Raw genomic sequence first — 20,006 nt, 5'->3', positions numbered from 1 at the left:
CCGCAAGGAGGACGGAATGCGAACCAAGCCCCTCGCCGGTGCTGCCGTCGCTGTCGGCGGCGCACTGGCCCTGGCGTTCACCGCCGCACCGGCCAACGCGCAGACAGCCGCGGCCGACGGCGCCCACGTCGTACACAGTTGCGCCAAACCCACGAAGGACGGCCAGATGGCCTGCCTGGCGCTGGTGCGTACCGACGTCAAGCAGCCGCGCTCGATCGGCCGGCACGCCGACCCGTCCGGGCTGGGCCCGGCGGACCTGCAGTCGGCGTACAACCTGGCCGCCGACGGCGGCGCGGGCCAGACCGTGGCCATCGTCGACGCGTACGACGACCCGAACGCCGAATCCGACCTGAACGCGTACCGGGCGCAGTACGGCCTGGGCGACGCGGACTTCCAGAAGGTCAACCAGGACGGTTCCGCCAGCCCGCTGCCCACCGCGGACTCCGGCTGGGCCACCGAGATCTCGCTCGACCTGGACATGGTGTCCGCGGTCGCGCCGAAGGCCAAGATCCTGCTGGTCGAGGCGAACAGCGCGAGCATGGACGACCTGGGTACCTCGGTGAACACCGCCGTCGAGCTGGGCGCCACCGCGGTGTCCAACAGCTACGGCGGCGGCGAGGACTCCACCGAGCAGCAGGCCGACGACCAGTACTTCAACCACCCGGGCGTGGCGATCACCGTCTCCTCCGGTGACTCCGGCTACGGCACCGAGTTCCCGGCGGCGTCGCAGTACGTCACCGCGGTCGGCGGCACCTCGCTGACCAAGGACTCCTCCAGCCGCGGCTGGTCGGAGAGCGCCTGGGACGGCGCCGGCTCGGGTGAGTCGCAGTACATCAGCAAGCCGTCCTGGGAGACCGACGCCACCGGCACCAGCAACCGGGCCGTCGCGGACGTCTCCGCGGTCGCCGACCCGAACACCGGCCTCGCCGTGTACGACACGTACCAGCAGAGCGGGTGGATGGTCGTCGGCGGGACGAGCGCCTCGTCGCCGATCATCGCCGGCGTGTACGCCGACGCCGGTTCGCCCGGTGACAACCCGGCGAGCGACCCGTGGTCGAACAGCGACAGCCTGAACGACGTGACCAGCGGCAGCAACGGCAGCTGCGACGTCCAGCAGCTGTGCAACGCCGGCGCCGGCTGGGACGGCCCGACCGGGCTGGGCACCCCGAACGGCACCGGCGCGTTCACCGGCTGACCCACTTCGAGGGACCACCCTTGGCGAGGCATGGCCATCAGCACCGGCTGGTGGCCATGCCTCCTTTTCGTCGGCGTGGCCGGGCCGGTCGGGCACCCGCGCGGGTTACCGAGTGGTACAGGGTGCAAATCAGGTCATAACATGTGCTGCATGGCTGAGCTGGAGTTACGGCACCTGCGTCTGGTCTGCGCCATCGCCGAGGAACCCAGCCTGACCCGGGCGGCGGCGCGGCTCGGGGTCTCCCAGCCGTCCCTGTCCGCCACCCTGCAGCGCATCGAGCGCCGCCTCGGCGGCCGGCTGTTCGAGCGCGAGCGCACCGGGATGCGCGTCACCGAACTCGGCGCGTACCTGGTCTCCTCGGCCCGGGTGGTACTCGCCGACATGGAGAGCCTGCTCGCCGGAGCCGACGCGCGGACCCGCGCCCCGGCCGGTGCGCTGCGCATCGGCGCCTGTCCCGGTGCGATCGGACCCAACCTGGCCCGCGGTATCACCGAGATCCTGCCCACCGACGACGTCACCCTGGAAGTCGCCGGGATCGGCCAGCTCGCCCAGGACCTCGAATCCCGGCGGCTCGACTTCGCCGTACTGGACGAGTGCGCCGGGGTGCCGCTGCCCACCAGCGACCGGCTGGACACCCGGCTGCTCGTCGCCGAGCCGGTCTTCGTCGCCCTCTCCGCGGGGCATCCGCTGGCCGGGCGCGCCACCGTCGACCTCGCCGACCTGGCGCCGGAGGACTGGGCGGTCGCGCCGATGCGGGACGGCAACGACCAGGTCGTGCTGTCCCGGGCGTGCGCGGTCGCCGGGTTCAGTCCCCGGATCCGGCACGAGGTGAACGAGCCCGCCACCTGCCGGGAACTCGTCGCCGCCGGCGCCGTCGCGCTGGCCCAGCCAACCTCGCGGGACGGCTCCGGCATCGCCGTCCGGCCGCTCGCCGGCGACCCGATCATCCTGGAGCGCTGGCTGGTCTGGCATCCGGGTGGCCCGCACGCCGGGTACGCCGCCGACGTGTACCGCTGCGCGGCCCGCGCGTACCTGTCCCAGCTGGACCGCAACCCCGACTACCGGCGCTGGTGGGACCGGCATCCGGAGGCGCACCGCCAGCTGTCCGCCGCGATCGGTGCGCCGGCCGTGCAGGTCGGTGCCTGACCGCGCGGTGCGGCGGCTGGTGGCCGGGGCGGGTCGTACGGTGGGCGCATGACGAGCTGGGATCCGGACCAGTACCAGCGCTTCGCCGACGAGCGAGCCCGGCCGTTCCTCGACCTGCTCGACCGGGTGCCGGTGCGCGCGCCCGCGGACGTGGTGGACCTGGGTTGCGGCCCCGGCACGATGACCGCGACGCTGACCCGGCGGTACCCGGCGGCGCGGGTGCTGGGCATCGACTCGTCGCCGGAGATGATCGCCGCGGCACACCCGCTCGGTACCGAGCGGCTCCGGTTCCGGCGCGAGGACATCGCGCAGTGGCAGCCGGAGTCGGTCGACCTGATCGTCAGCAACGCGGCACTGCAGTGGGTGCCGCGGCACACCGAACTGTTCGGCCGCTGGGTCGCCGCCCTGCGGCCGGGCGGCGCGCTGGCGTTCCAGGTACCGGCCGGTGGCGGCGGCGCGGTGCGGCAGACGATCCGGACCGTGACGCAGCGGCCGGCGTGGCGGGACCGGCTGGCGACCGTGGCCGAGCGGCCCGGCCCGCGCACCGCGAGCCCGGTGCGGCACCCCGAGTCGTACCTGGACGAGCTGGCCCGGATGGGCTGCACCGTGGACGCCTGGGAGACCACGTACTACCACGTGCTGCACGGCCCGGATCCGGTGCTGGAGTGGTTCCGTGGCAGCGGGCTGCGGCCCTACCTGGACGCGCTGGCCGACGAGCCGGCCGCGCGGGCGGCGTTCGAGCGGGAGGTCGCGGTGGCGTTGCGGGACGCGTTCCCGCCGCAGGAGTACGGCACCGTGCTGCCGTTCCCGCGCATCTTCGTCATCGCCGCCCGCGAGCCCTGACCCCCGGGGCCGGTCAGTCGGTGTGCGGTGGGCGGAGCAGCTCGGTCGCCGGCGGTAGCGCCGGAGGCTGGCGGCGGTGCCTGGGTGCGGCGGTCGACTTCGTGGCGAGCGGGCTGTACGGCGTCTGCCCGGTGCCGGCGAGCGCCCACTGGTTGCGCCCGGTGCGGATCAGCCGGTCGTCGGCGGACAGCTTCTGTACGGCGGTGCGCACGCTGCCGGCGGATCCGGCGGCGGCGAGCAGTTCGCCGGTGGTCAGCGGCGCCGCCGCCGCGTGCAGCGCGTCGATCGCGCGGTCCACGAAGGACCCCCGTACCCGTTCGTCACCCACTGTCGGCCTGTCGCCTCTCTGTCGTCTGCTGCAAACGGTACTGGCGAGACCGGCCGGACACTGGCAAGATCGATGAACATCATCAGGTACCAGCGGATACGTCACGACTTCCGGTCGGACGGGGCGGGGCGGGCGGATGGTCTGATCGTGAATGCTGCAATACTAAGCGTAGTTGCGCTCGTTTGCCGCATCCGCACCGGAACGTCGGCACCCGCCTCGACGCACCCCGTCGACACGGGTCCGGATGGTGCGCTGGCAGAATCGGGTGCAGCGTTCTTGATCTCCCGGGCTACGGAGTAGGGACCGTGTTACGCGAACTCGCAAGCGATCTCCCCGGATTCCGAGCTGCCCGATTTGCCCCAGGTCTCAACGTTGCGGTACTCGACTCGACCAACGCCGCCGAGCCCACCGAACCGGGACCCCGGCACGTCGCGCCGGAAACCGTGCAAGACATCATCCCGGCTCGTCGCGGCCGGAGCAGCGTCGTCGGGTACACCCCACTCGGCGAGCGGTGGGCCCGGGACCGTGCCGCGGCCGCCGCCTCGACCGAGGCGGACACCGACCGGCGCGGCATCGGCCGCAGCCGGTTCGCCGCCGCGCTCGACTTCGCGCTCGGCGGCAGCGGGAACGTGCGTCCCGCCGACCGGCAGGACTTCGCCGAGTCGTCCACCACGGTGCGGTTCGTCGGCGCCGGCGAGACGGTGACCGCGACCCGGTCCGGCGCCGCCCCGGGCGAGCTGTCGGTGCACTCCAGCGGTACCGACGCCGAGCCGTGGGCGTTGCCCGTCGCGGAGTGGCAGCAGTGGCTCGGCCAGACCCTGTTCGGGCTGACCGGTGCCGACGACGAACCCTCGTACCGGTCGCTGATGGCGTACTACCTGCGCGACGCCGACCACGGCGGGTTGAACGACCCGATCCGGCACCACGCGAAGCAGCCCGCGGTGGAGTCGCTGCCGCCGCTGGCGCACCTGTTCGGGCTGGACCCGGCGCTGGTCGAGGCGGCCAAGACGCTCCAGGCGTCCCGCCGGCACCTGCGCTCCAGCCAGCGCGGCGACGCCGACCTGCCGAACGGGCAGCGGCTGTCCGACGCGACCGCGAGCCGCGACCTCGCCACCCTCACCGCCGAGATCGCCACCCTGGAACTGGAACGCGCCGAGGCGGCCGCCGACGCGAGCTGGCGCTCCACCCGTGCCGTCGCCGGCGGGCTGGCCACCGACCCGGTCGCCGCCACCGCCGCCCTGGATGCGCGGCTCGCCGCGCTGAAGGCCCGCCGCGCCGCGGTCGCCCGGTACGCGGACGCGCACGCCGAGCTGCAGCGGCAGGCGCTGGAACTGCGCGAGAGCGTCCGGTCCGACCTGCGCGGCCGGCACGACCGGCTGACCGCGGCGAGCAACCTGTTCACCCGGTACGCGTACGAGATGTTCGGGCCGTCCCGGCCGGCGGCGCTGACCGTGGCGGCACGCGACCACGGGTACGCGTTCTACCCGGTGCTCGGTGGCGAGCCCGGTCCCGGGGTCGCCGCGATGACGCTGTTCTGCTTCGACCTGGCGATGGCGGTCACCGCGCACCGGGCCGGTACCGGCCCCGACTTCCTGCTGCACGACCGGGCGCTGTACGCGGACCTGCCGGTTGCCGACGCGGCGGCGGCGCTGGACCTCGCCGCCCGGGCCTGCGCGGTCGAGGACATCCAGTACATCGTGGTGCTCGACCAGCCGAAGCTCGCCGAGATCGGCGGCTACGACCCGGCCCTCTCGTACCACGAGTGCGCCGTCCTGTCCGCCCCCTGACCACCCACCCACCACGACCCTGTCGATCATGGCGTTGTCTCACCCTGAAAGCGCTTTCGGTACGGACAACGCCATGATCAACCGCGGCGGGCGGGCCGCGGCGGCGGGGCAGCCGGGGCGGCGCCGTAGGGTGGGCGACGTGGATCGGGACGAGGCACGGCGGTTGCTCGCCGCGGTGGCGAACGGCGCCACCGGGGTCGACGAGGCGATGCGGCGGCTGGAAAGCGGCGTGTTGGGCGACGGCGGCGGCTACGCCGACCTGGGGTTCGCCCGAATCGACACACATCGTGCACTGCGCACCGGTGACCCCGAGGTGGTGTACGCGGCGGGCAAGACGACCGAGCAGGTCGCGGCGATCGTCAAGCACCTCACCTCGGCCAACCCGGACCGGCCGATCCTCGTCACCCGCGCCGACGAGGCGGCCCGCGCCGCGGTCCGGGCGGCCTGCCCGGACGGGCACCTGCTGGAGGACGCCACCGGCCGGTGCGTCGCGCTCGGCCCGCTGCCGGAGATCCCGCGCGGCCGGGTCGCCGTGGTGTGCGCCGGTACCTCCGACCTGCCGGTCGCGGCGGAGGCCACCTTCACCGCGCGGGTGTTCGGCGCCGCGGTCGAGCAGATCACCGATGTCGGTGTCGCCGGCATCCACCGCATCCTGGCTGCCCGGCCGGCGCTGGACCGGGCCGACGCGGTCGTGGTGGTGGCCGGCATGGACGGTGCGCTGCCGTCCGTCGTCGGCGGCCTGACCGGGGTGCCGATCGTCGCGGTGCCGACCTCGGTCGGCTACGGCGCCGCGTTCGGTGGCCTCGCCGCACTGCTCACCATGCTCAACTCGTGCGCGCCGGGCGTCGCCGTGGTCAACATCGACAACGGCTTCGGCGCCGGGCTGTACGGCGCGCGCATCGCCCGGCAGACCGACGCCGGCGCCGACAGCGACACTCTCGGTACGGTGACGGAACTGCCCCGATGATCGGCTGGCTGGACTGCGCCAACGGTGCCAGCGGCGACATGTTCCTCGGTACCCTGGTCGACGCCGGCGTGCCGCTGGACCACCTGCAGTCGGTGGTGGCCGCGCTGCCGGTCGAGCCGATCCGGCTGACCGCCGAGCCGACCAGCCGGCACGCGATCGCCGCGACGAAGGTGCACGTCGAGGCGGCCGAGAGCCACCACCACCGGCGCTGGTCGGACGTCCGGGAGATCATCACCGGGGCGGCGCTGCCGCCGGCGGTCCGCGACACCGCGCTGGACGCGTTCGCCCGGCTCGCCGCGGCCGAGGCCGACGTGCACGGCACCTCGCCCGACGAGGTGCACTTCCACGAGGTCGGCGCGCTGGACGCAATCGCCGACATCGTCGGTACCTGCGCCGGCATCGACTGGCTGCGTCGGCACCGCGGCCTGACCGAGCTGTCCGCCGGGCCGCTCGCGCTCGGCTCCGGGCGGGCCCGCGGCGCGCACGGCGCGATCCCGATCCCCGGCCCGGCCGTACTCGGCATCGTCCGCGCGGCGTCCATCCCGGTCACCGGCGGCGACCTGCCGTACGAGGCGTGTACCCCCACCGGCGCCGCGCTGCTCGCCACCCACGTCGCGCGCTGGGGGTCGATGCCGCCGCTGCGGGTCTCCGACACCGGCGTGGGCGCCGGCGGACGCGACCCGGCCGAGACCGCGAACGTGCTGCGCCTGATCCTCGGCGACGCCGCCCGGTCCGGCGGCACCGACCCGGTTGACGCCGAGGCGCTGGTACTGGAGTGCAACGTCGACGACCTGGACCCGCGGCTGTGGCCGGCGGTACTGGCGAAGCTGCTCGCGGCCGGCGCCGCGGACGCCTGGTTGACCCCGATCCTGATGAAGAAGGGCCGGCCGGCGCACACCCTGTCGGTGCTGTGCCGGCCGGCGGACGCCGCCGCGCTGCGGGCCGTCGTGTTCGCCGAGACCAGCTCGATCGGGCTGCGCGCGCACCCGGTACGGAAGGTGCCGCTGGAGCGCACCGAGCGTGCGGTGACCGTCGCGGGGCAACCGATCCGGGTCAAGGTGGCGAGCGACGACGGCAGCGTCGTCAACGTCTCGGTCGAGTACGCCGACGTCGCCGCCGCGGCGGCCGCCCTGTCGCTGCCGGCCAAGCAGGTCCTCGCGCGGGCCACCGCCGCGGCCGCCGAGCTGTACCCGGCGGCGGGCTAGCGCCCCGCCGCCGAGCCGCCGAGCCGCCGAGCCGCCGAGCCGCTGGGCCGCTGGGCCGCGGGGCCGCTGGTGGTCGTCGGGTTCGCGAGACGCTGCCCGGGCGCTTCGCCGGAGACCCGCGCGGCCGAAACTCCGGGGCGCCGGCATCCTCGCGTTCGAGGTCGTGATCGGGCATCCGACCGGGGCGGTCAGATCGGGTGGAAGAAGGTGAGCGAGCCGATCAGGCTGGCGTGGTGGTGCAGCGGGGTGGCGATCGCGTCCACGGTCTGGACCGCGCTCCGGCGCCGCAGCCGGAGCAGCCCGCGGGACAGCGCGCCGGTGGCGAGCGCGGCGAGCGGCGGCAGTTTCGCCAGCTCCCAGTCGGCGAGCCGGTCGCCGGCGGCGGTGAAGTCGACCGGGTGCAGTAGTCCGTCGAGCAGTCCGCGGCCGACCATGGCCGCCGGCTCGGGCAGCCCGAGCAGCTCGATCGCGGCCGGCGCGCAGGCGGTGACCAGGCCGGCGGCGTTCAGCAGCAGGCACGGATCGGTGGCGCCGGCGACCACGGTGACCCACCCGCGGAGCGCGGTGCCGTCGGAGTCGGCCGGTGCCGGCGTGCCCGGCACCGGCAGCCCGGCGTCGACCAGGCCGCGCGCGGTGGCCGGGCCCGGCGTACCGCCGGATGCGGTGGCCGGGACCTGCCCAGCGAGCAGCGGCGAGATGGGCGCAGGCGGCGAGGAGCGGGGCTGTCCCTCGCTGAGTGGCAGATCGAGATGCACGGTTCCTCCCCAGGGCCGAGCTGACCGTGTGCTCGTCGCGGCTAACAGTAAGCGAGGGGTGCGACAGGCCGGTACGAGCAGTCCGTTTCCGGACAGACCAGCCGTTTGCCCTCGATCAGGCAGTACGGGCTGCGGCCCGGCGGCCGGCGGTCGCCCGCGTCCCGGTCCGTTCCGGATCGACCGGCGGCGCTGGGCGTCCCCGCAACCACGCTGGCGGCGGTGCGGCATGTCGTGTCACTTCGGACACCTGGACCTACCTTCGCCTGGCCGCCTCGCGCTGGCCTCGCCGGCCAGCCGACGTCCTCCCGCACCGACCTCTAGGCTCGGGGGCGTGACGAAGCCATCGACCGGGCACAGCGCGGTGCCCGACCGCACGCATCGAGTGGACACCGAGGTGGGGCGGCTGCGTACGGTGCTGCTGCACCGGCCCGGCCCGGAACTCGCTCGGCTGACCCCGCGCAACAACGACTCGCTGCTGTTCGACGGGATCCCGTGGGTGGAGCGGGCCAGGGACGAGCACGACGCGTTCGCCGCGGCGCTGACCGGACGCGGTGTCGAGGTGCTCTACCTGGCCGAACTGCTCGCCGAGACGCTGGCGGTGCCGGACGCGCGGGCCGAGCTGACCGAGGCGGTACTCGCCGATCAGCGGCTCGGCGACACGCTGCGCCGCCGGGTGGCCGACTACCTGGCGGACCAGACGCCGGAGGCGCTGGCCACGGTGCTGACCGCGGGCCTGGCGCACGAGGAGCTGCGTACCGGCGGCGGCCTGGTGTACGCGCTGATGGACCGGCACGAGTTCGTCATCGACCCGCTGCCGAACCTGCTGTTCACCCGCGATTCGAGCGCCTGGGTCGGTGACCACGTCGCGGTCACCAGCCTGACCATGCCGGCGCGGTCCCGGGAGACCACGATCACCCGGGCCATCTACCGGCATCACCCGCGCTTCGCCGGCACCCCGCTGCTGTACCAGCCGAACCTGGAGCACGTCGAGGGCGGTGACGTGCTGCTGCTCGCGCCGGGCGTGATCGCCGTCGGGGTCGGCGAGCGCACCACCCCGGCGGGGGCCGAGCGGCTGGCCCGGCGCTGCTTCGACCGGGGCCTCGCGCACACCGTGCTGGCGGTACCGATCGCGCAGGACCGGGCGACGATGCACCTGGACACGGTCTGCACGATGGTCGACGTCGACGCGGTCGTGATGTACCCGAACGTGGCCGACCGGCTCGCCGCGTACTCGGTGACCGAGGCCGGGCCGGACGAGGTGGCGGTGGCCGGGCCGGAGCCGTTCCTGCCGGCGGCGGCGAAGGCGATGGGCATCGACACGCTGCGGCTGATCGACACCGGGCTGGACCCGGTGACCGCGGAGCGCGAGCAGTGGGACGACGGGAACAACACGCTGGCGATCGCGCCGCGGCTGTGCGTCGCGTACGAGCGGAACACGGAGACGAACGCCCGGCTCGCGGATGCCGGTATCGAGGTGATCCGGATCGCCGGGTCGGAGCTGGGTTCGGGCCGCGGTGGCCCCCGATGCATGTCCTGTCCTATCCACCGCGACCCTGTGGATAACTGATCGAACCCTGTGGACAACGCGGTGGACAGTCGCGCAGTCCTGTGGATAGCCGTGGACAACTCATCCTCGGCCCTCGTTGATCATGGTGTTATCCGGACGGAAAGCGCTATCCAGGCCAGATAACACCATGATCAACCGACCACGGCTGTGGACAACGAGGAGTGTCGACCCAAGCCTGTGGACAACGGTGCGTACGGCGGCGTGCCGGGTGCGGGTCAGTCGGGCAGCCAGGCGCCGTGGAACCCGGCCGGTACCCGGCGGGGCAGCAGCACCGCGCCGACCTCGGTGAGATCGTGCGCGTCCAGGCAGCGCAGCTCCGAACCGCCCGGGGTGGAGACGATCGACAGCAGCCAGCCCTCGTCCTCGCCGGCACCGTCCACGGCGGGGACGAACTCCGCCTCGCCCGGCCGCCCGGCCACGTCGAGCGCGATGGCGGCACCGGACACCGTGTCGTACTTGACGATCTCGGTGTCGCCGACCGTGTACCGGTACCGGCTCGGCCGGCCGACGAGCGCGTCGTTGATGGTGGGGAACTCGACCCGGCGGTCGTCCAGCTGCTGCTCGGACACGGTGCCGGCGACCGGATCGATGACCCAGCGGTACAGGCTGGCTCCGATCGCCGCGTCGCTGGCGACCACGCCACCCGCCGCCCGGCCGGCATCGCCGCGAGCCCGGCCGGCCCCGCCGGGAGCCTGGCCGGCCGCACCGCCGGCCCGGCCGGATCCGCGGCCGGCCGGCTGGGCGGTCCCGCCGCCGGCATGGGCTGCCTCGCTGCCGGCGGTCGCGCCGCCGATACCGGACCACGCGGCCAGGAACGACCCCGGCGTGTACCGCACGGCGTCGAGGACGACGTTGCCGGCGGCGTCCTCGGCCGCGTTGCCGACGTGGAAGACGTAGCACGGGTCGATCTCGACCCAGCGCACCGGCCCGCCGCCGAGCGGCATCACGCCGAGTCGCGCGCCGTACCCGTCGCTCCACTGGTACGGCATGCCGCGACCGAGCAGGTTCACGTCGAACACCACCGGCAGGTCGAGCCAGATCGCGTGGTGTTCGGTGATCGCGAAGTCGTGCAGCATCGTCGGCCCGGGTACGTCGATCACCCGCGTGTCGACCAGTTCGCCGGCGGCCGTGAGCCGGTGGTAGGTCAGGTACGGAGGCAGCGCGCCGTAGCCGAAGACGTGCAGGTCGCCGGTGGCCGGGTCGAGCTTGGGGTGCGCGGTGAACGCGGTCTTCAGCCGGCCACCGAAGTCCACCGGCCCGACCGTGTCCAGCTCCGGAGTCAGCTCGTAAGGCAGGCCGGCCTCGACGAGCGCGAGGATCCTGTCGGCGTGCCGGATGACGCTGGTGTTGGCCGGTACCGCGGCGAGATCGACGCCGCGTTCGGAGACGAACGGCCGGCCGGCGAGGCTCGCGGTGCGCACCCAGCGGTTGCGGTACCACTCGGCGCGGCCGTCGCGTAGCCGGACGCCGTGCACCATGCCGGCGCCGGCGAACCAGTGGCCGGGGTCCTGGCCGGGCAGCGGGTTCGGCCCGTTCCGGAAGTACCGGCCGGTCAGTTCGGGCGGCAGGGTGCCGCGGATCGGCAGGTCGACCGCGTCGATCTCGTCCGGGACGGGAGCGAGCAGGCCCTCCAGGTATGCGGTGTCGGTCATGGCCGCCTCCAATATCTCGCCATCGACATGTCAAAGCTAGAAGCTCAAGAGTCGACATGTCAATACTGGAATGAACAAGCCGGGGTAGCGACGAGGTGCCGGCCGGAGTGGCGACGAGTTGTCGGCCGTGGTGGCGACGAGGCACTGGCCGGGGTGGCGACGGGGTACCGGCCGGGGTGGCGACGGGGTACCGGCCGGGGTGGCGACGAGTTGTCGGCCGGGGTGGCGATGGCGGGCGGGGAGTCGGTCGTCGCCCCGTCGCTCCAGTGCACCGATTTATCGGTACACCACTCATCTCGCCTCAGCGCACCGGCAAGACGCTGAGAATCACCTGTTGACTGCCGAACATCGTCCACCTAGCATCGGTGAATCGATACACGAGTTTCACCGCTGTAACGCGTCGGTGAACGAGCGCCGCGGCCGTCGGCCGCGCCGGTGCCGACGACGTACCCCGACATCTCCCACAGCGAAGAGGTACTTCAGATGGCTCTGAGTCGCAGATCGCTGCTGGCCGGTGCCGGTCTCGGCGCCCTCGGGCTGGCGTCCTCCGGCGCACTCGCCGGCTGCTCCACGGGCGGCACCACGGCGAGCGCCACCGGGCCGGTCGAAGGTGACATCACCGTCCTCACCCCGATGTACCAGGGCGCGACCGGCAAGCAGTTGCTCGAAGGCAAGCTGCTGAAGCAGTTCACCAAGAAGCATCCGAAGGTCAACGTCAAGGTCGACTACACCGACTACGGCTCGCTGAACGAGAAGATCACCACCGGTCTCGCCGGCGGCCTGCTGCCCGACGTGCTGATGATCGGCGTCGGCTGGGTTCCCCCGTTCGCGTACAAGAAGGTGCTCGCGCCGCTGCCCGCCAGCGCCGGCACCAAGTACGACTACCAGGAGCGGGTGCTGGCCCCGTCCAAGTACGACGGCAAGCTGTACGCGCTGCCGGTCGTGCTCGACGCCCGCCTGGTGGTGTACCGCAAGGACCACTTCGCCAAGGCCGGGCTCACCAGCCCGCCGAAGGACTGGACCGAGCTGCGCGGCTATGCCAAGGAGCTGGCGCAGCACAAGAACGGCAAGCTGGTGCGCGCCGGCTTCGACCCGTTCTCCATCGACCTCCGGCAGTGCTGGGAGAACTTCCTGTTCGCCAACGGCGGGTCGATGTTCGACGACTCCGGCCGCAAGGTGCTGTTCGACGACGAGGCCGGGATCGGTGCGCTGCAGCTGTTCCTGGACGTGATCAAGGACCGGTCCGCGGACCCGTCCTTCGTCCCGGCGGCGGGCCAGCCGGCCACCATCCAGCAGGGCCGCTCGTCGATCATGATGAGCGACACGGCGTTGTGGATGAACATGCAGCAGCAGAGCCCCGAGCTGATCGCGGACGACAAGATCGGCGTGTTCGTCATGCGCAACAAGCAGGAGGCCATGCTGCAGGGCGGCACCCTGGCCTGCGTGTCGTCCCGCAGCCAGCACCGGGCCGCGGCGCAGGCGCTGGTGGAGTTCCTGGCCACCCCGGCGAACGTGCTCCCGGCCGCGCAGCAGCGGGGCACCGTACCGAGCGTCGCGAGCCTGCGGGACTCGTCCTACGTCAAGCAGAACAAGCTGGTCGACTTCGCACTGTCCAACTTGGACAAGTCGGTGTCCGAGGGGGGTACGCCGGCCTGGATGGAGATCCGGGAGAAGGTCAAGCCGACCCTGCAGACCGCGATCGTCGGCCAGCGCACCGCCAAGCAGGCGATCGGTGACCTGACCGATGTCGCGAAGTCGGCGATCGGCCGGCTCTGAGCGACGGCGTCGCCCGGCACACGGCCCGGGGCGGCAGACCGGTCCGTACTCAGTGGACAGTCACGGTCGAGGCGACTCGACGGGCAGGAAGGGTGCCACCGTGGTGATGACCCCCGCGCGGTCCTCGACCGGTACCGAGCGTGCCGGCGCGGGTCGCACCGGCGCGGCGAAGCGGCGCGGCGCGGCCTCGTCGCGCGGGCGGCGCCGGGCCGGCTACCTGATGGTGGCGCCCTCGCTGCTGCACATGCTGCTGTGGACCGGGGTGCCGCTGGCCGCGGCGATCGTGCTCAGCTTCACCTCGTACGACGTGCTCACGCCGCCGAAGTTCATCGGCCTGGGGAACTTCGTCGACATCGCCGGTGACGCGGTGTTCCGCCGCTCGATGGTCAACACGCTGGTGTACGCGTTCTTCACCGTCCCGGTGGCGATGGCGATCGCGCTGCTGATCGCGGTGTTGCTGAACGGGCGGCTGCGCGGCCGGTCGCTGTTTCGCACCGCGGTGTTCCTGCCGCAGGTGACCGCGACGATCGCGGTGGCGCTCGTCTGGCTGTGGATCTACAACCCGCAGGGTGGGCTCGCCAACGCGGTGCTGTCGTTCCTCGGCTTCAGCGGCGTCAACTGGCTGTCGTCGACCACCTGGGCGATGCCGGCGGTGATCGTGGTCGGCATCTGGCAGGGCATCGGGCTGAAGATGCTCATCTACCTTGCCGCGCTGCAGAACCTGCCGGCCGACCTGTACGAGGCGGCCAGCGTCGACGGCGCCTCGAAGGTGCGGCAGTTCTTCACGATCACCCTGCCGCTGCTGCGCCCCGCCACCTTCTTCGTCTTCGTCACCTCGGTGATCGGCGCGTTCCAGTCGTTCGACCAGATCTACATCCTGACCGACGGCGGCCCGGCCAACACCACCACGATGATGACCTACGAGGTGTACAAGTCGGCGTTCCGCGAGTTCCGGATGGGCTACGCCTGCGCCGAGTCGCTGGTGCTGTTCGCCTTCCTGATCGTGCTGACGATCCTGAACCGCCGGATGATCGGGGGCACCGATGGCCACCGCTGAACGGATCGCCGGGACACCCGGCCGCACCGATCGCCGCACCGGCCGGCCGCGGCCCACCGCCGGCCGGATCACCGGCCGGACCCTGCTCTACCTGGCGCTGGCGGTGATCGGCGTGGTGATGATCGCGCCGTTCGCCTGGATGGTGCTGACGTCGCTGAAGACGCCGGCGGACATCGCCTCGGCGCACCCGCACATCCTGCCGAGGACGTGGGAGTTCCACAACTACCTCGACGCGTTCAAGGCGGCGCCGTTCGCCGTGTACGCGCGCAACAGCTTCATCATCGCGGTCGGACACACCGTGCTGAACGTGGTGTTCGCCTCGATGGCCGGCTACTCGCTCGCCCGGCTGCCGTACCGGGGTCGCTCGCTGTTCTTCGCCGCCTTCGTGGCCGCGCTGATGATCCCGACGTACACGAAGATCCTGCCGGAGTTCCTGATCGTCCGGTTCATGCCGCTGGCCGGCGGCAACGACATCCTCGGCCAGGGCGGTACCGGCTGGCTCAACACCTGGTGGGCGCTGATCATCCCGGGCGCCATCACCCCGTTCGCGGTGTTCCTGTTCCGGCAGTTCTACCTGGATCTGCCGGTGGAGCTGGAGGAGGCGGCGCGGCTGGACGGCGTCGGCGAGTTCGGCATCTACGCGCGGATCATGACCCCGCTGGTGAAGCCGGCGCTGACCACGGTGGCGCTGCTGACGTTCCAGGAGTCCTGGAACAACTTCCTGTGGCCGCTGCTGGTGACGCAGAAGGACAGCCTGCGCGTCATCCAGGTCGGGCTCTCGGTGTTCCAGACCGAGAACCACACCCAGTGGCAGTTCCTGATGGCCGGCACGACGCTCGCCACCTTGCCGATGGTGCTGCTGTTCGTGGCCGGGCAGCGGTACTTCGTCCAGGGCCTCGCCACCACCGGCATCAAGTAGCACGACCGCGGGCGGCAGCCGGCCGCCCACGCACGCGCACCACCCCGCACTCCTCCCACCCCCAGGAGGTTCCGGTGAAACCTGCGCACCTTTCCCTCGTGGCCGCCGCCGTCGCGGTAGCGGCCCTGTTCCCGGCCAGCCCGGCCGGCGCCACCGCGGCCGACTGGTACGTCGCGCCCGGCGGCAGCGACGCGGCAGCCGGCACCTCGGCCGCCCCGTTCGCGACCGTCCAGCACGCGCTCGACGTCGCCGGCCCCGGCAGCACCGTGCACCTCGCATCCGGGCACTACGCCCAGGACGCGGTGACGAGGTACACCGACGTCACGGTGACCGGGCCGACCGACGCGGTGCTGACCGGCGGCGGCTCCTCGCACGTGTTCCAGATCAACCACCACCAGACGACGCTGACCGGCTTCACCATCGACGGCACCAACGGCGGCAACTACCGCAACAAGCTGATCTACGCCGACGGCGCCGACGACCTGACCATCACGAACATGCACCTGACCAACGCCGGTGGCGAGTGCGTGCACCTGATCGACTCGTCGCAGAACTCCGAGGTCGGCGACAACCACATCACCGGTTGCGGCCGGTACGGCCCGGACCCGGACACCGGCTACATCAACGGTGAGGGCATCTACGTCGGCTCGGCGCTCAGCCACCAGCAGTCACTCGGGATCACCGACGCCAGCAACGGCAACTGGATCCACGGCAACGCGATCGACACCGACGGCGGCAGCGAGTGCGTCGACATCAAGGAGCACTCGACCGGCAACATCGTCGAGAACAACACCTGCACCGGGGTCGCGGAGGCCGGATCCGGCGCGATCGACCTGCACGGCAACGGAAACATCATCCGGAAGAACACGGTCGACACGAACCTGAGCGCCGGTGTCCGGTTGGGCGGCACAGCGGAACCCGACGGCACCCCGAACGGCACCGGCAACGACGTCTACCTCAACACGATCACCGGCAACGACGCCGGCGGGATCAAGTTCCTCGTCGCCCCGCAGGGCAAGGTCTGCGGCAACACGATGTCGGGCAACGCGGCCGGCAACGCGGTCGGCAGCTACGCCGACCAGTTCGACCCGACGGCGGCCTGCCCGAGCCGGGCGGTGCGCCATGGCTGAGCGCGCAGCGAGTAGCCGCGGCGCCGCCCGGCAGCCGGGGCCGACAACCGGGCGCCGGCAACTGCTCCAGGGGGGCGCTGCGGCGATCCTCGGCGCGGGCGCCGCGACGCTGGCCGGTACCACCGGGGCGGACGCCACCCCGGCCCGCTCGCACCGGTGGGCGCCGAGCTGGTACACGGCGCAGAGTGCGCCGACCGCCGCCGACACGCTCGCCCTCGGCGGGTTCACCGACCGGACGGTGCGCGCGGTGCTCCGGATGTCGGCCGGCGGCCGACAGCTCCGACTCCGGTTCGCGAACCCGTTCAGCGACCGGGTCGTCGCGGTCGGGCCGGTGACGGTGGCACGGCGCCCGGCCGGTACCGCGGGCCCGAGCGCGGCGGTCGATCCGGCGAGCCTGCGCCCGGTGACGTTCGGCGGTGAACCGGACAGCATGCTCGTGGCCGGCGCCGAGGTGCTGTCCGACCCGATCGAGCTGCCGGTCCGGGCGGGCGGAGACCTGGTCGTCAGCGCCTACCTGCCCGGGCCGACCGGGCCGGTGGCGTTCCACCGCAACATCCACGCCACGAGCTACGTGTCGGTGGCCGGTGCGCACACCGGCGACGGCGCCACCGCGTACCCGACGACGACGTCCTCGGTGTTCCTGCTGACCGCGGTGGAGGTCACCGGTGCCGCCCGCGGGCTGGCGATCCTGGGCGACTCGATCACCGAAGGCGTCGGTACCCCGAACGACGCCAACCTGCGCTGGCCCGACCAGCTCGCCGCGCGGATGCCGGGCGTCGCGGTGGCGAACCTTGGCATCAGCGGAAACCGGGTACTGCTGGACGACGACCGGTTCGGGCCCAGCGCGCAGCGGCGGTTCGACCGGGACGTGGCCGGACTGTCCGGGGTGGACACCGTGCTGGTGTTCATCGGTATCAACGACATCCAGCAGCCGCCGCAGCAGTCCGATCCGGCGGCGATCCTCGCCGGGCACCGGCAGCTGGCGTTGCGCGCACGGGCCCGCGGGTTGCGGGTGGTCGGCGCCACGATCACCCCCTTCGAGGGCTGGCTGCGCTACACCCCGGCGCGCGAGGCGGTGCGGCGGGCGGTCAACGCCGAGCTGCGCCGCGGCCGGATCTTCGACGCGCTGGTCGACTTCGACGCGGCGGTGCGCGACCCGGATCGGCCGACCCGGCTGCGGCCGGACTACGCCAGCCCAGACGGGCTGCATCCCAACGCTGCCGGTGCGGGCGCGCTCGCCGCCGCCGTCCCGGTCCGCGCCGTGTTCCGTTCGTGACCCGAAAGGAACTGCCATGTCCCTCCACTCTGGCGCCCGGGTGGCGCGCCGGACCCTGCTGGGTGCCGTCGGCGTCGGCGCGGTCGCCGGCCTCGCCGGCCTGCCCAGCCTCGCGTCCGCCGACACCCCGCCCGCGAAACCCACCGACGCGCTCCGGCAACGCTGGTTCGACCAGCTGACCGGCGGTACCGACCTCGATCCGACCGACCCGGACATCGCCGTCGCCGTCCGCCGGATCGAGCGGGCAGCCACCTCGGCACTGTCCACCCTGGACACCAGCGCGGACCGTACCGCGCTGTGGGCCGACCTGGCGAGCCCGACCGCCTCGCACGACGTGACCGCGAACTTCTCCCGGATCGCGCAGATCGCGAACTCCTGGGCCACGGTCGGTACCGCCCACCACGCCGACCAGACCGTCGCCGACGCCATCCTCGGCGCCCTCGACTGGATGTCCGACAACCGGTACAGCCCGGCGCTGGCCCGCTACGACAACGACTGGGACTGGGAGATCGGGGCGCCGACCCAGCTCAACAACACGATGGTGCTGCTGTACGACGTGCTCGGCACCGAGCGGCTGGCCCGGCTGACCGGGGCCGTCGACTTCTACACCCCGGACCCGAACCTGTGGCGGGTCGACCGGCAGATCGCCACCGGCGCCAACCGGGTCTGGATCGCCACCGTCGTCGCGATCCGCGCCGTCCTGGACGGCGACACCGACGCGCTGCTGCGGGTCCGGGACGCGCTGTCCGACGTGGAGGGCGGCGGCGCCAACTCGATCTTCGCCTACGCGGACGGCGGGAACGGCACCGGCGAGGGCTTCTACGCCGACGGCTCCTACCTGCAGCACTGGAAGCACCCGTACAACGGTGGGTACGGCAAGGAACTGCTCAACACGCTGTCCAAGCTGCTGCACCTGATCGGGAACAGCGACTGGCAGGTCACCGATCCGGACGCCGGCAACGTGTACGCGTGGGTGGACAACGCGTTCGACCCGCTGCTGATCCGGGGCGACGTGGTGCAGTCGGTCTGCGGCCGGGAGATCGCCCGGCCGAGCAAACAGGGGCACGTTCCGGCGCAGACCGTGATCGAGGCGACGCTGCGGCTGGCGCCGGCCGCGCCCGCGGACACCGCGACGCACCTGACCGCGCTGGCCAAGCGGTGGATCACCGAGGACACCTACCGTGACTTCCTGACCGTCACGGACATCTCCTCGCTGGTGGCCGCCCGGTCGGTACTGGCCTCCGCGGTCACCGCGGACCCCCGGCCGGTGCGGCACAAGCAGTACCCGCAGATGGACAAGGCGGTGCACCGGCGGCCGACGTTCTCCTACTCGGTGAGCGCCTACTCCAGCCGGATCTACGACTACGAGTCGATCCAGCGCGAGAACCTGCACGGCTGGCACCTGTCCGACGGCATGGTGCTGCTCTACACCGACGATCTCGGCCACTACAGCGGCGACTACTGGCCGACCGTCGATCCGTACCGGCTGGCAGGCATCACGGTGGACAGCACCCGGCTGGCCGACTCGGCCGAGCAGCGCACCGTGTCCGCCGCCGACTGGGTCGGCGGCGCGGTCGTACCGAGACACACCCTCGCCGGATACGGGATGGACCTGCGCGGCGTGGGCTCCACCCTCCGGGCGTACAAGAGCTGGTTCTTCGTCGACGACGCGATCGTCTGCGTGGGCAGCGGGATCACCGGTGGTGCCGCGACGGTCGAGACGATCGTGGAGAACCGGAAGCTCACCGATCCGGCGGTGCAGTTCACCGTGGACGGTGCGGCGCACGGCGGCACCGGCACGCTGGCGCGCGTCTCCTGGTGCCACCTGGCCGGCACCGGCGGGTACGTCTTCCCCGACCGGCCCACGCTGCACGCGCTGCGCGAGCAGCGAACCCACACCTGGCGAGAGATCAACCTCAAGTACGGCACGGACACCCCGGTGACGAGGACCTACCAGACGCTGTGGCAGGACCACGGGGTGGCGCCGACCGCCGGCTGCTACCGGTACGTGCAGCTGCCGATGGCGTCCGCCGCGACGACCGCCCGCTGGGCGTCGACACCGCCGGTCGAGGTGACGGCGAGCACCGACACGGTGCACGCGGTGCGCGGGCCGGGCCTGCTGGCGGCGAACTTCTTCGCCGCGGGCCGCACCGGGCTGCTCACCGCCGACGGCGCGTGCTCGGCGGTGCTGGTACGGCGCGGCTCCGGCAGCACCCTCGCGGTGGCCGACCCGACGCAGCTGCGGGGCACGGTGACCGTCGAGCTGGACGGGGCTCGGCGGCTCGTGTCCGCGGCCGACGGGGTGCAGGTGACGGCCCGGCCGGGCGGGGTACGGGTGGTGGTCGACACCACCGCCCGTACCCCCGGCGCGACCGCGACCGTCGAGTTCGAGGAGGGCTGAGC

The 20,006-nt window shown here is 72.6% G+C and carries 16 protein-coding genes; 13 read left to right on the top strand and 3 right to left on the bottom strand.

The features are described from left to right. Positions 1-16: 16 nt before the first annotated feature. The 3 genes from Athai_RS30355 to Athai_RS30345 all read left to right on the top strand — a co-directional run bounded on the left by Athai_RS30355 (position 17) and on the right by Athai_RS30345 (position 3,184). On the top strand, positions 17-1,195 hold the full coding sequence (locus Athai_RS30355) for a S53 family peptidase (RefSeq protein WP_203964653.1): 1,179 nt from the start codon (positions 17-19) through the stop codon (positions 1,193-1,195). A 150-nt stretch (positions 1,196-1,345) separates the two neighbouring features. Then, the gene (locus Athai_RS30350) at positions 1,346-2,341 is read left to right on the top strand and encodes a LysR family transcriptional regulator (RefSeq protein ID WP_203964652.1); all 996 of its coding nucleotides are present in this window, start codon (positions 1,346-1,348) and stop codon (positions 2,339-2,341) included. Between the two features lie 48 nt (positions 2,342-2,389). Further along, on the top strand, positions 2,390-3,184 hold the full coding sequence (locus tag Athai_RS30345) for a methyltransferase domain-containing protein (protein ID WP_203964651.1): 795 nt from the start codon (positions 2,390-2,392) through the stop codon (positions 3,182-3,184). Positions 3,185-3,197: 13 nt separating this feature from the next. Here the strand turns inward: Athai_RS30345 and Athai_RS30340 are convergent, their stop codons facing one another. Continuing rightward, entirely contained in the window at positions 3,198-3,482 is a 285-nt protein-coding gene (locus tag Athai_RS30340) for a hypothetical protein (RefSeq protein WP_203964650.1), read from the bottom strand. Between the two features lie 473 nt (positions 3,483-3,955). Between Athai_RS30340 and Athai_RS30335 the strand changes: the two genes are divergently transcribed. The 3 genes from Athai_RS30335 (at position 3,956) to larC (ending at position 7,471) form a co-directional block, all read left to right on the top strand. Further along, positions 3,956-5,299, top strand: coding sequence for a DUF2326 domain-containing protein (locus Athai_RS30335; RefSeq protein ID WP_203964649.1), 1,344 nt, complete (start codon positions 3,956-3,958; stop codon positions 5,297-5,299). 139 nt (positions 5,300-5,438) lie between these two features. Beyond that, entirely contained in the window at positions 5,439-6,266 is an 828-nt protein-coding gene (larB, locus tag Athai_RS30330; protein WP_239157269.1) for a nickel pincer cofactor biosynthesis protein LarB, read from the top strand. Then, positions 6,263-7,471, top strand: coding sequence for a nickel pincer cofactor biosynthesis protein LarC (gene larC, locus Athai_RS30325; protein WP_203964648.1), 1,209 nt, complete (start codon positions 6,263-6,265; stop codon positions 7,469-7,471). The genes larB and larC overlap by 4 nt, the downstream gene beginning before the upstream one ends. Before the next feature lie 188 nt (positions 7,472-7,659). Here the strand turns inward: larC and Athai_RS30320 are convergent, their stop codons facing one another. After that, positions 7,660-8,226: a PAS domain-containing protein gene (locus tag Athai_RS30320; RefSeq protein ID WP_203964647.1), complete on the bottom strand. Its 567-nt coding sequence runs from the start codon at positions 8,224-8,226 to the stop codon at positions 7,660-7,662. A 331-nt stretch (positions 8,227-8,557) separates the two neighbouring features. Between Athai_RS30320 and Athai_RS30315 the strand changes: the two genes are divergently transcribed. Beyond that, positions 8,558-9,793, top strand: coding sequence for an arginine deiminase (locus Athai_RS30315; RefSeq protein ID WP_239157268.1), 1,236 nt, complete (start codon positions 8,558-8,560; stop codon positions 9,791-9,793). A 215-nt stretch (positions 9,794-10,008) separates the two neighbouring features. Here the strand turns inward: Athai_RS30315 and Athai_RS30310 are convergent, their stop codons facing one another. Continuing rightward, the gene (locus Athai_RS30310; RefSeq protein WP_203964645.1) at positions 10,009-11,445 is read right to left on the bottom strand and encodes a carotenoid oxygenase family protein; all 1,437 of its coding nucleotides are present in this window, start codon (positions 11,443-11,445) and stop codon (positions 10,009-10,011) included. A 483-nt stretch (positions 11,446-11,928) separates the two neighbouring features. On the opposite strand from Athai_RS30310, the gene Athai_RS30305 reads away from it, so the two are divergent. The 6 genes from Athai_RS30305 to Athai_RS30280 all read left to right on the top strand — a co-directional run bounded on the left by Athai_RS30305 (position 11,929) and on the right by Athai_RS30280 (position 20,004). Continuing rightward, positions 11,929-13,221 carry an extracellular solute-binding protein gene (locus Athai_RS30305; protein WP_203964644.1) on the top strand — a complete coding sequence of 431 codons (1,293 nt, stop codon included), beginning with the start codon at positions 11,929-11,931 and terminating at the stop codon, positions 13,219-13,221. Between the two features lie 106 nt (positions 13,222-13,327). Beyond that, on the top strand, positions 13,328-14,278 hold the full coding sequence (locus Athai_RS30300; protein WP_203966462.1) for a carbohydrate ABC transporter permease: 951 nt from the start codon (positions 13,328-13,330) through the stop codon (positions 14,276-14,278). Continuing rightward, positions 14,265-15,197 carry a carbohydrate ABC transporter permease gene (locus Athai_RS30295; protein WP_239157267.1) on the top strand — a complete coding sequence of 311 codons (933 nt, stop codon included), beginning with the start codon at positions 14,265-14,267 and terminating at the stop codon, positions 15,195-15,197. The genes Athai_RS30300 and Athai_RS30295 overlap by 14 nt, the downstream gene beginning before the upstream one ends. A 74-nt stretch (positions 15,198-15,271) precedes the next feature. Then, on the top strand, positions 15,272-16,327 hold the full coding sequence (locus Athai_RS30290) for a right-handed parallel beta-helix repeat-containing protein (protein ID WP_203964643.1): 1,056 nt from the start codon (positions 15,272-15,274) through the stop codon (positions 16,325-16,327). Beyond that, positions 16,320-17,603, top strand: a complete 1,284-nt coding sequence (locus tag Athai_RS30285) for an SGNH/GDSL hydrolase family protein (protein ID WP_203964642.1) — start codon at positions 16,320-16,322, stop codon at positions 17,601-17,603. Before Athai_RS30290 ends, Athai_RS30285 begins: the two co-directional genes overlap by 8 nt. A gap of 16 nt (positions 17,604-17,619) precedes the next feature. Further along, positions 17,620-20,004 (top strand): polysaccharide lyase 8 family protein, encoded by a 2,385-nt coding sequence (locus Athai_RS30280; protein WP_203964641.1) that lies wholly within the window; start codon positions 17,620-17,622, stop codon positions 20,002-20,004. Positions 20,005-20,006: the final 2 nt, after the last annotated feature.

Origin of the sequence: Actinocatenispora thailandica, assembly GCF_016865425.1 — a bacterium.
GTDB lineage: Bacteria > Actinomycetota > Actinomycetes > Mycobacteriales > Micromonosporaceae > Actinocatenispora > Actinocatenispora thailandica.
Note: the sequence above shows the minus strand (reverse complement) of the source record. Positions and strands in the feature narration are given on the sequence as shown.

Coding starts and splice junctions, on each gene's coding strand:
- Athai_RS30355 (WP_203964653.1), top strand. CDS start 17: ATGCGAACCAAGCCCCTCGCCGGTGCTGCCGTCGCTGTCGGCGGCGCA.
- Athai_RS30350 (WP_203964652.1), top strand. CDS start 1,346: ATGGCTGAGCTGGAGTTACGGCACCTGCGTCTGGTCTGCGCCATCGCC.
- Athai_RS30345 (WP_203964651.1), top strand. CDS start 2,390: ATGACGAGCTGGGATCCGGACCAGTACCAGCGCTTCGCCGACGAGCGA.
- larC (WP_203964648.1), top strand. CDS start 6,263: ATGATCGGCTGGCTGGACTGCGCCAACGGTGCCAGCGGCGACATGTTC.
- Athai_RS30310 (WP_203964645.1), bottom strand. CDS start 11,445: ATGACCGACACCGCATACCTGGAGGGCCTGCTCGCTCCCGTCCCGGAC.
- Athai_RS30305 (WP_203964644.1), top strand. CDS start 11,929: ATGGCTCTGAGTCGCAGATCGCTGCTGGCCGGTGCCGGTCTCGGCGCC.
- Athai_RS30300 (WP_203966462.1), top strand. CDS start 13,328: ATGACCCCCGCGCGGTCCTCGACCGGTACCGAGCGTGCCGGCGCGGGT.
- Athai_RS30295 (WP_239157267.1), top strand. CDS start 14,265: ATGGCCACCGCTGAACGGATCGCCGGGACACCCGGCCGCACCGATCGC.
- Athai_RS30285 (WP_203964642.1), top strand. CDS start 16,320: ATGGCTGAGCGCGCAGCGAGTAGCCGCGGCGCCGCCCGGCAGCCGGGG.
- Athai_RS30280 (WP_203964641.1), top strand. CDS start 17,620: ATGTCCCTCCACTCTGGCGCCCGGGTGGCGCGCCGGACCCTGCTGGGT.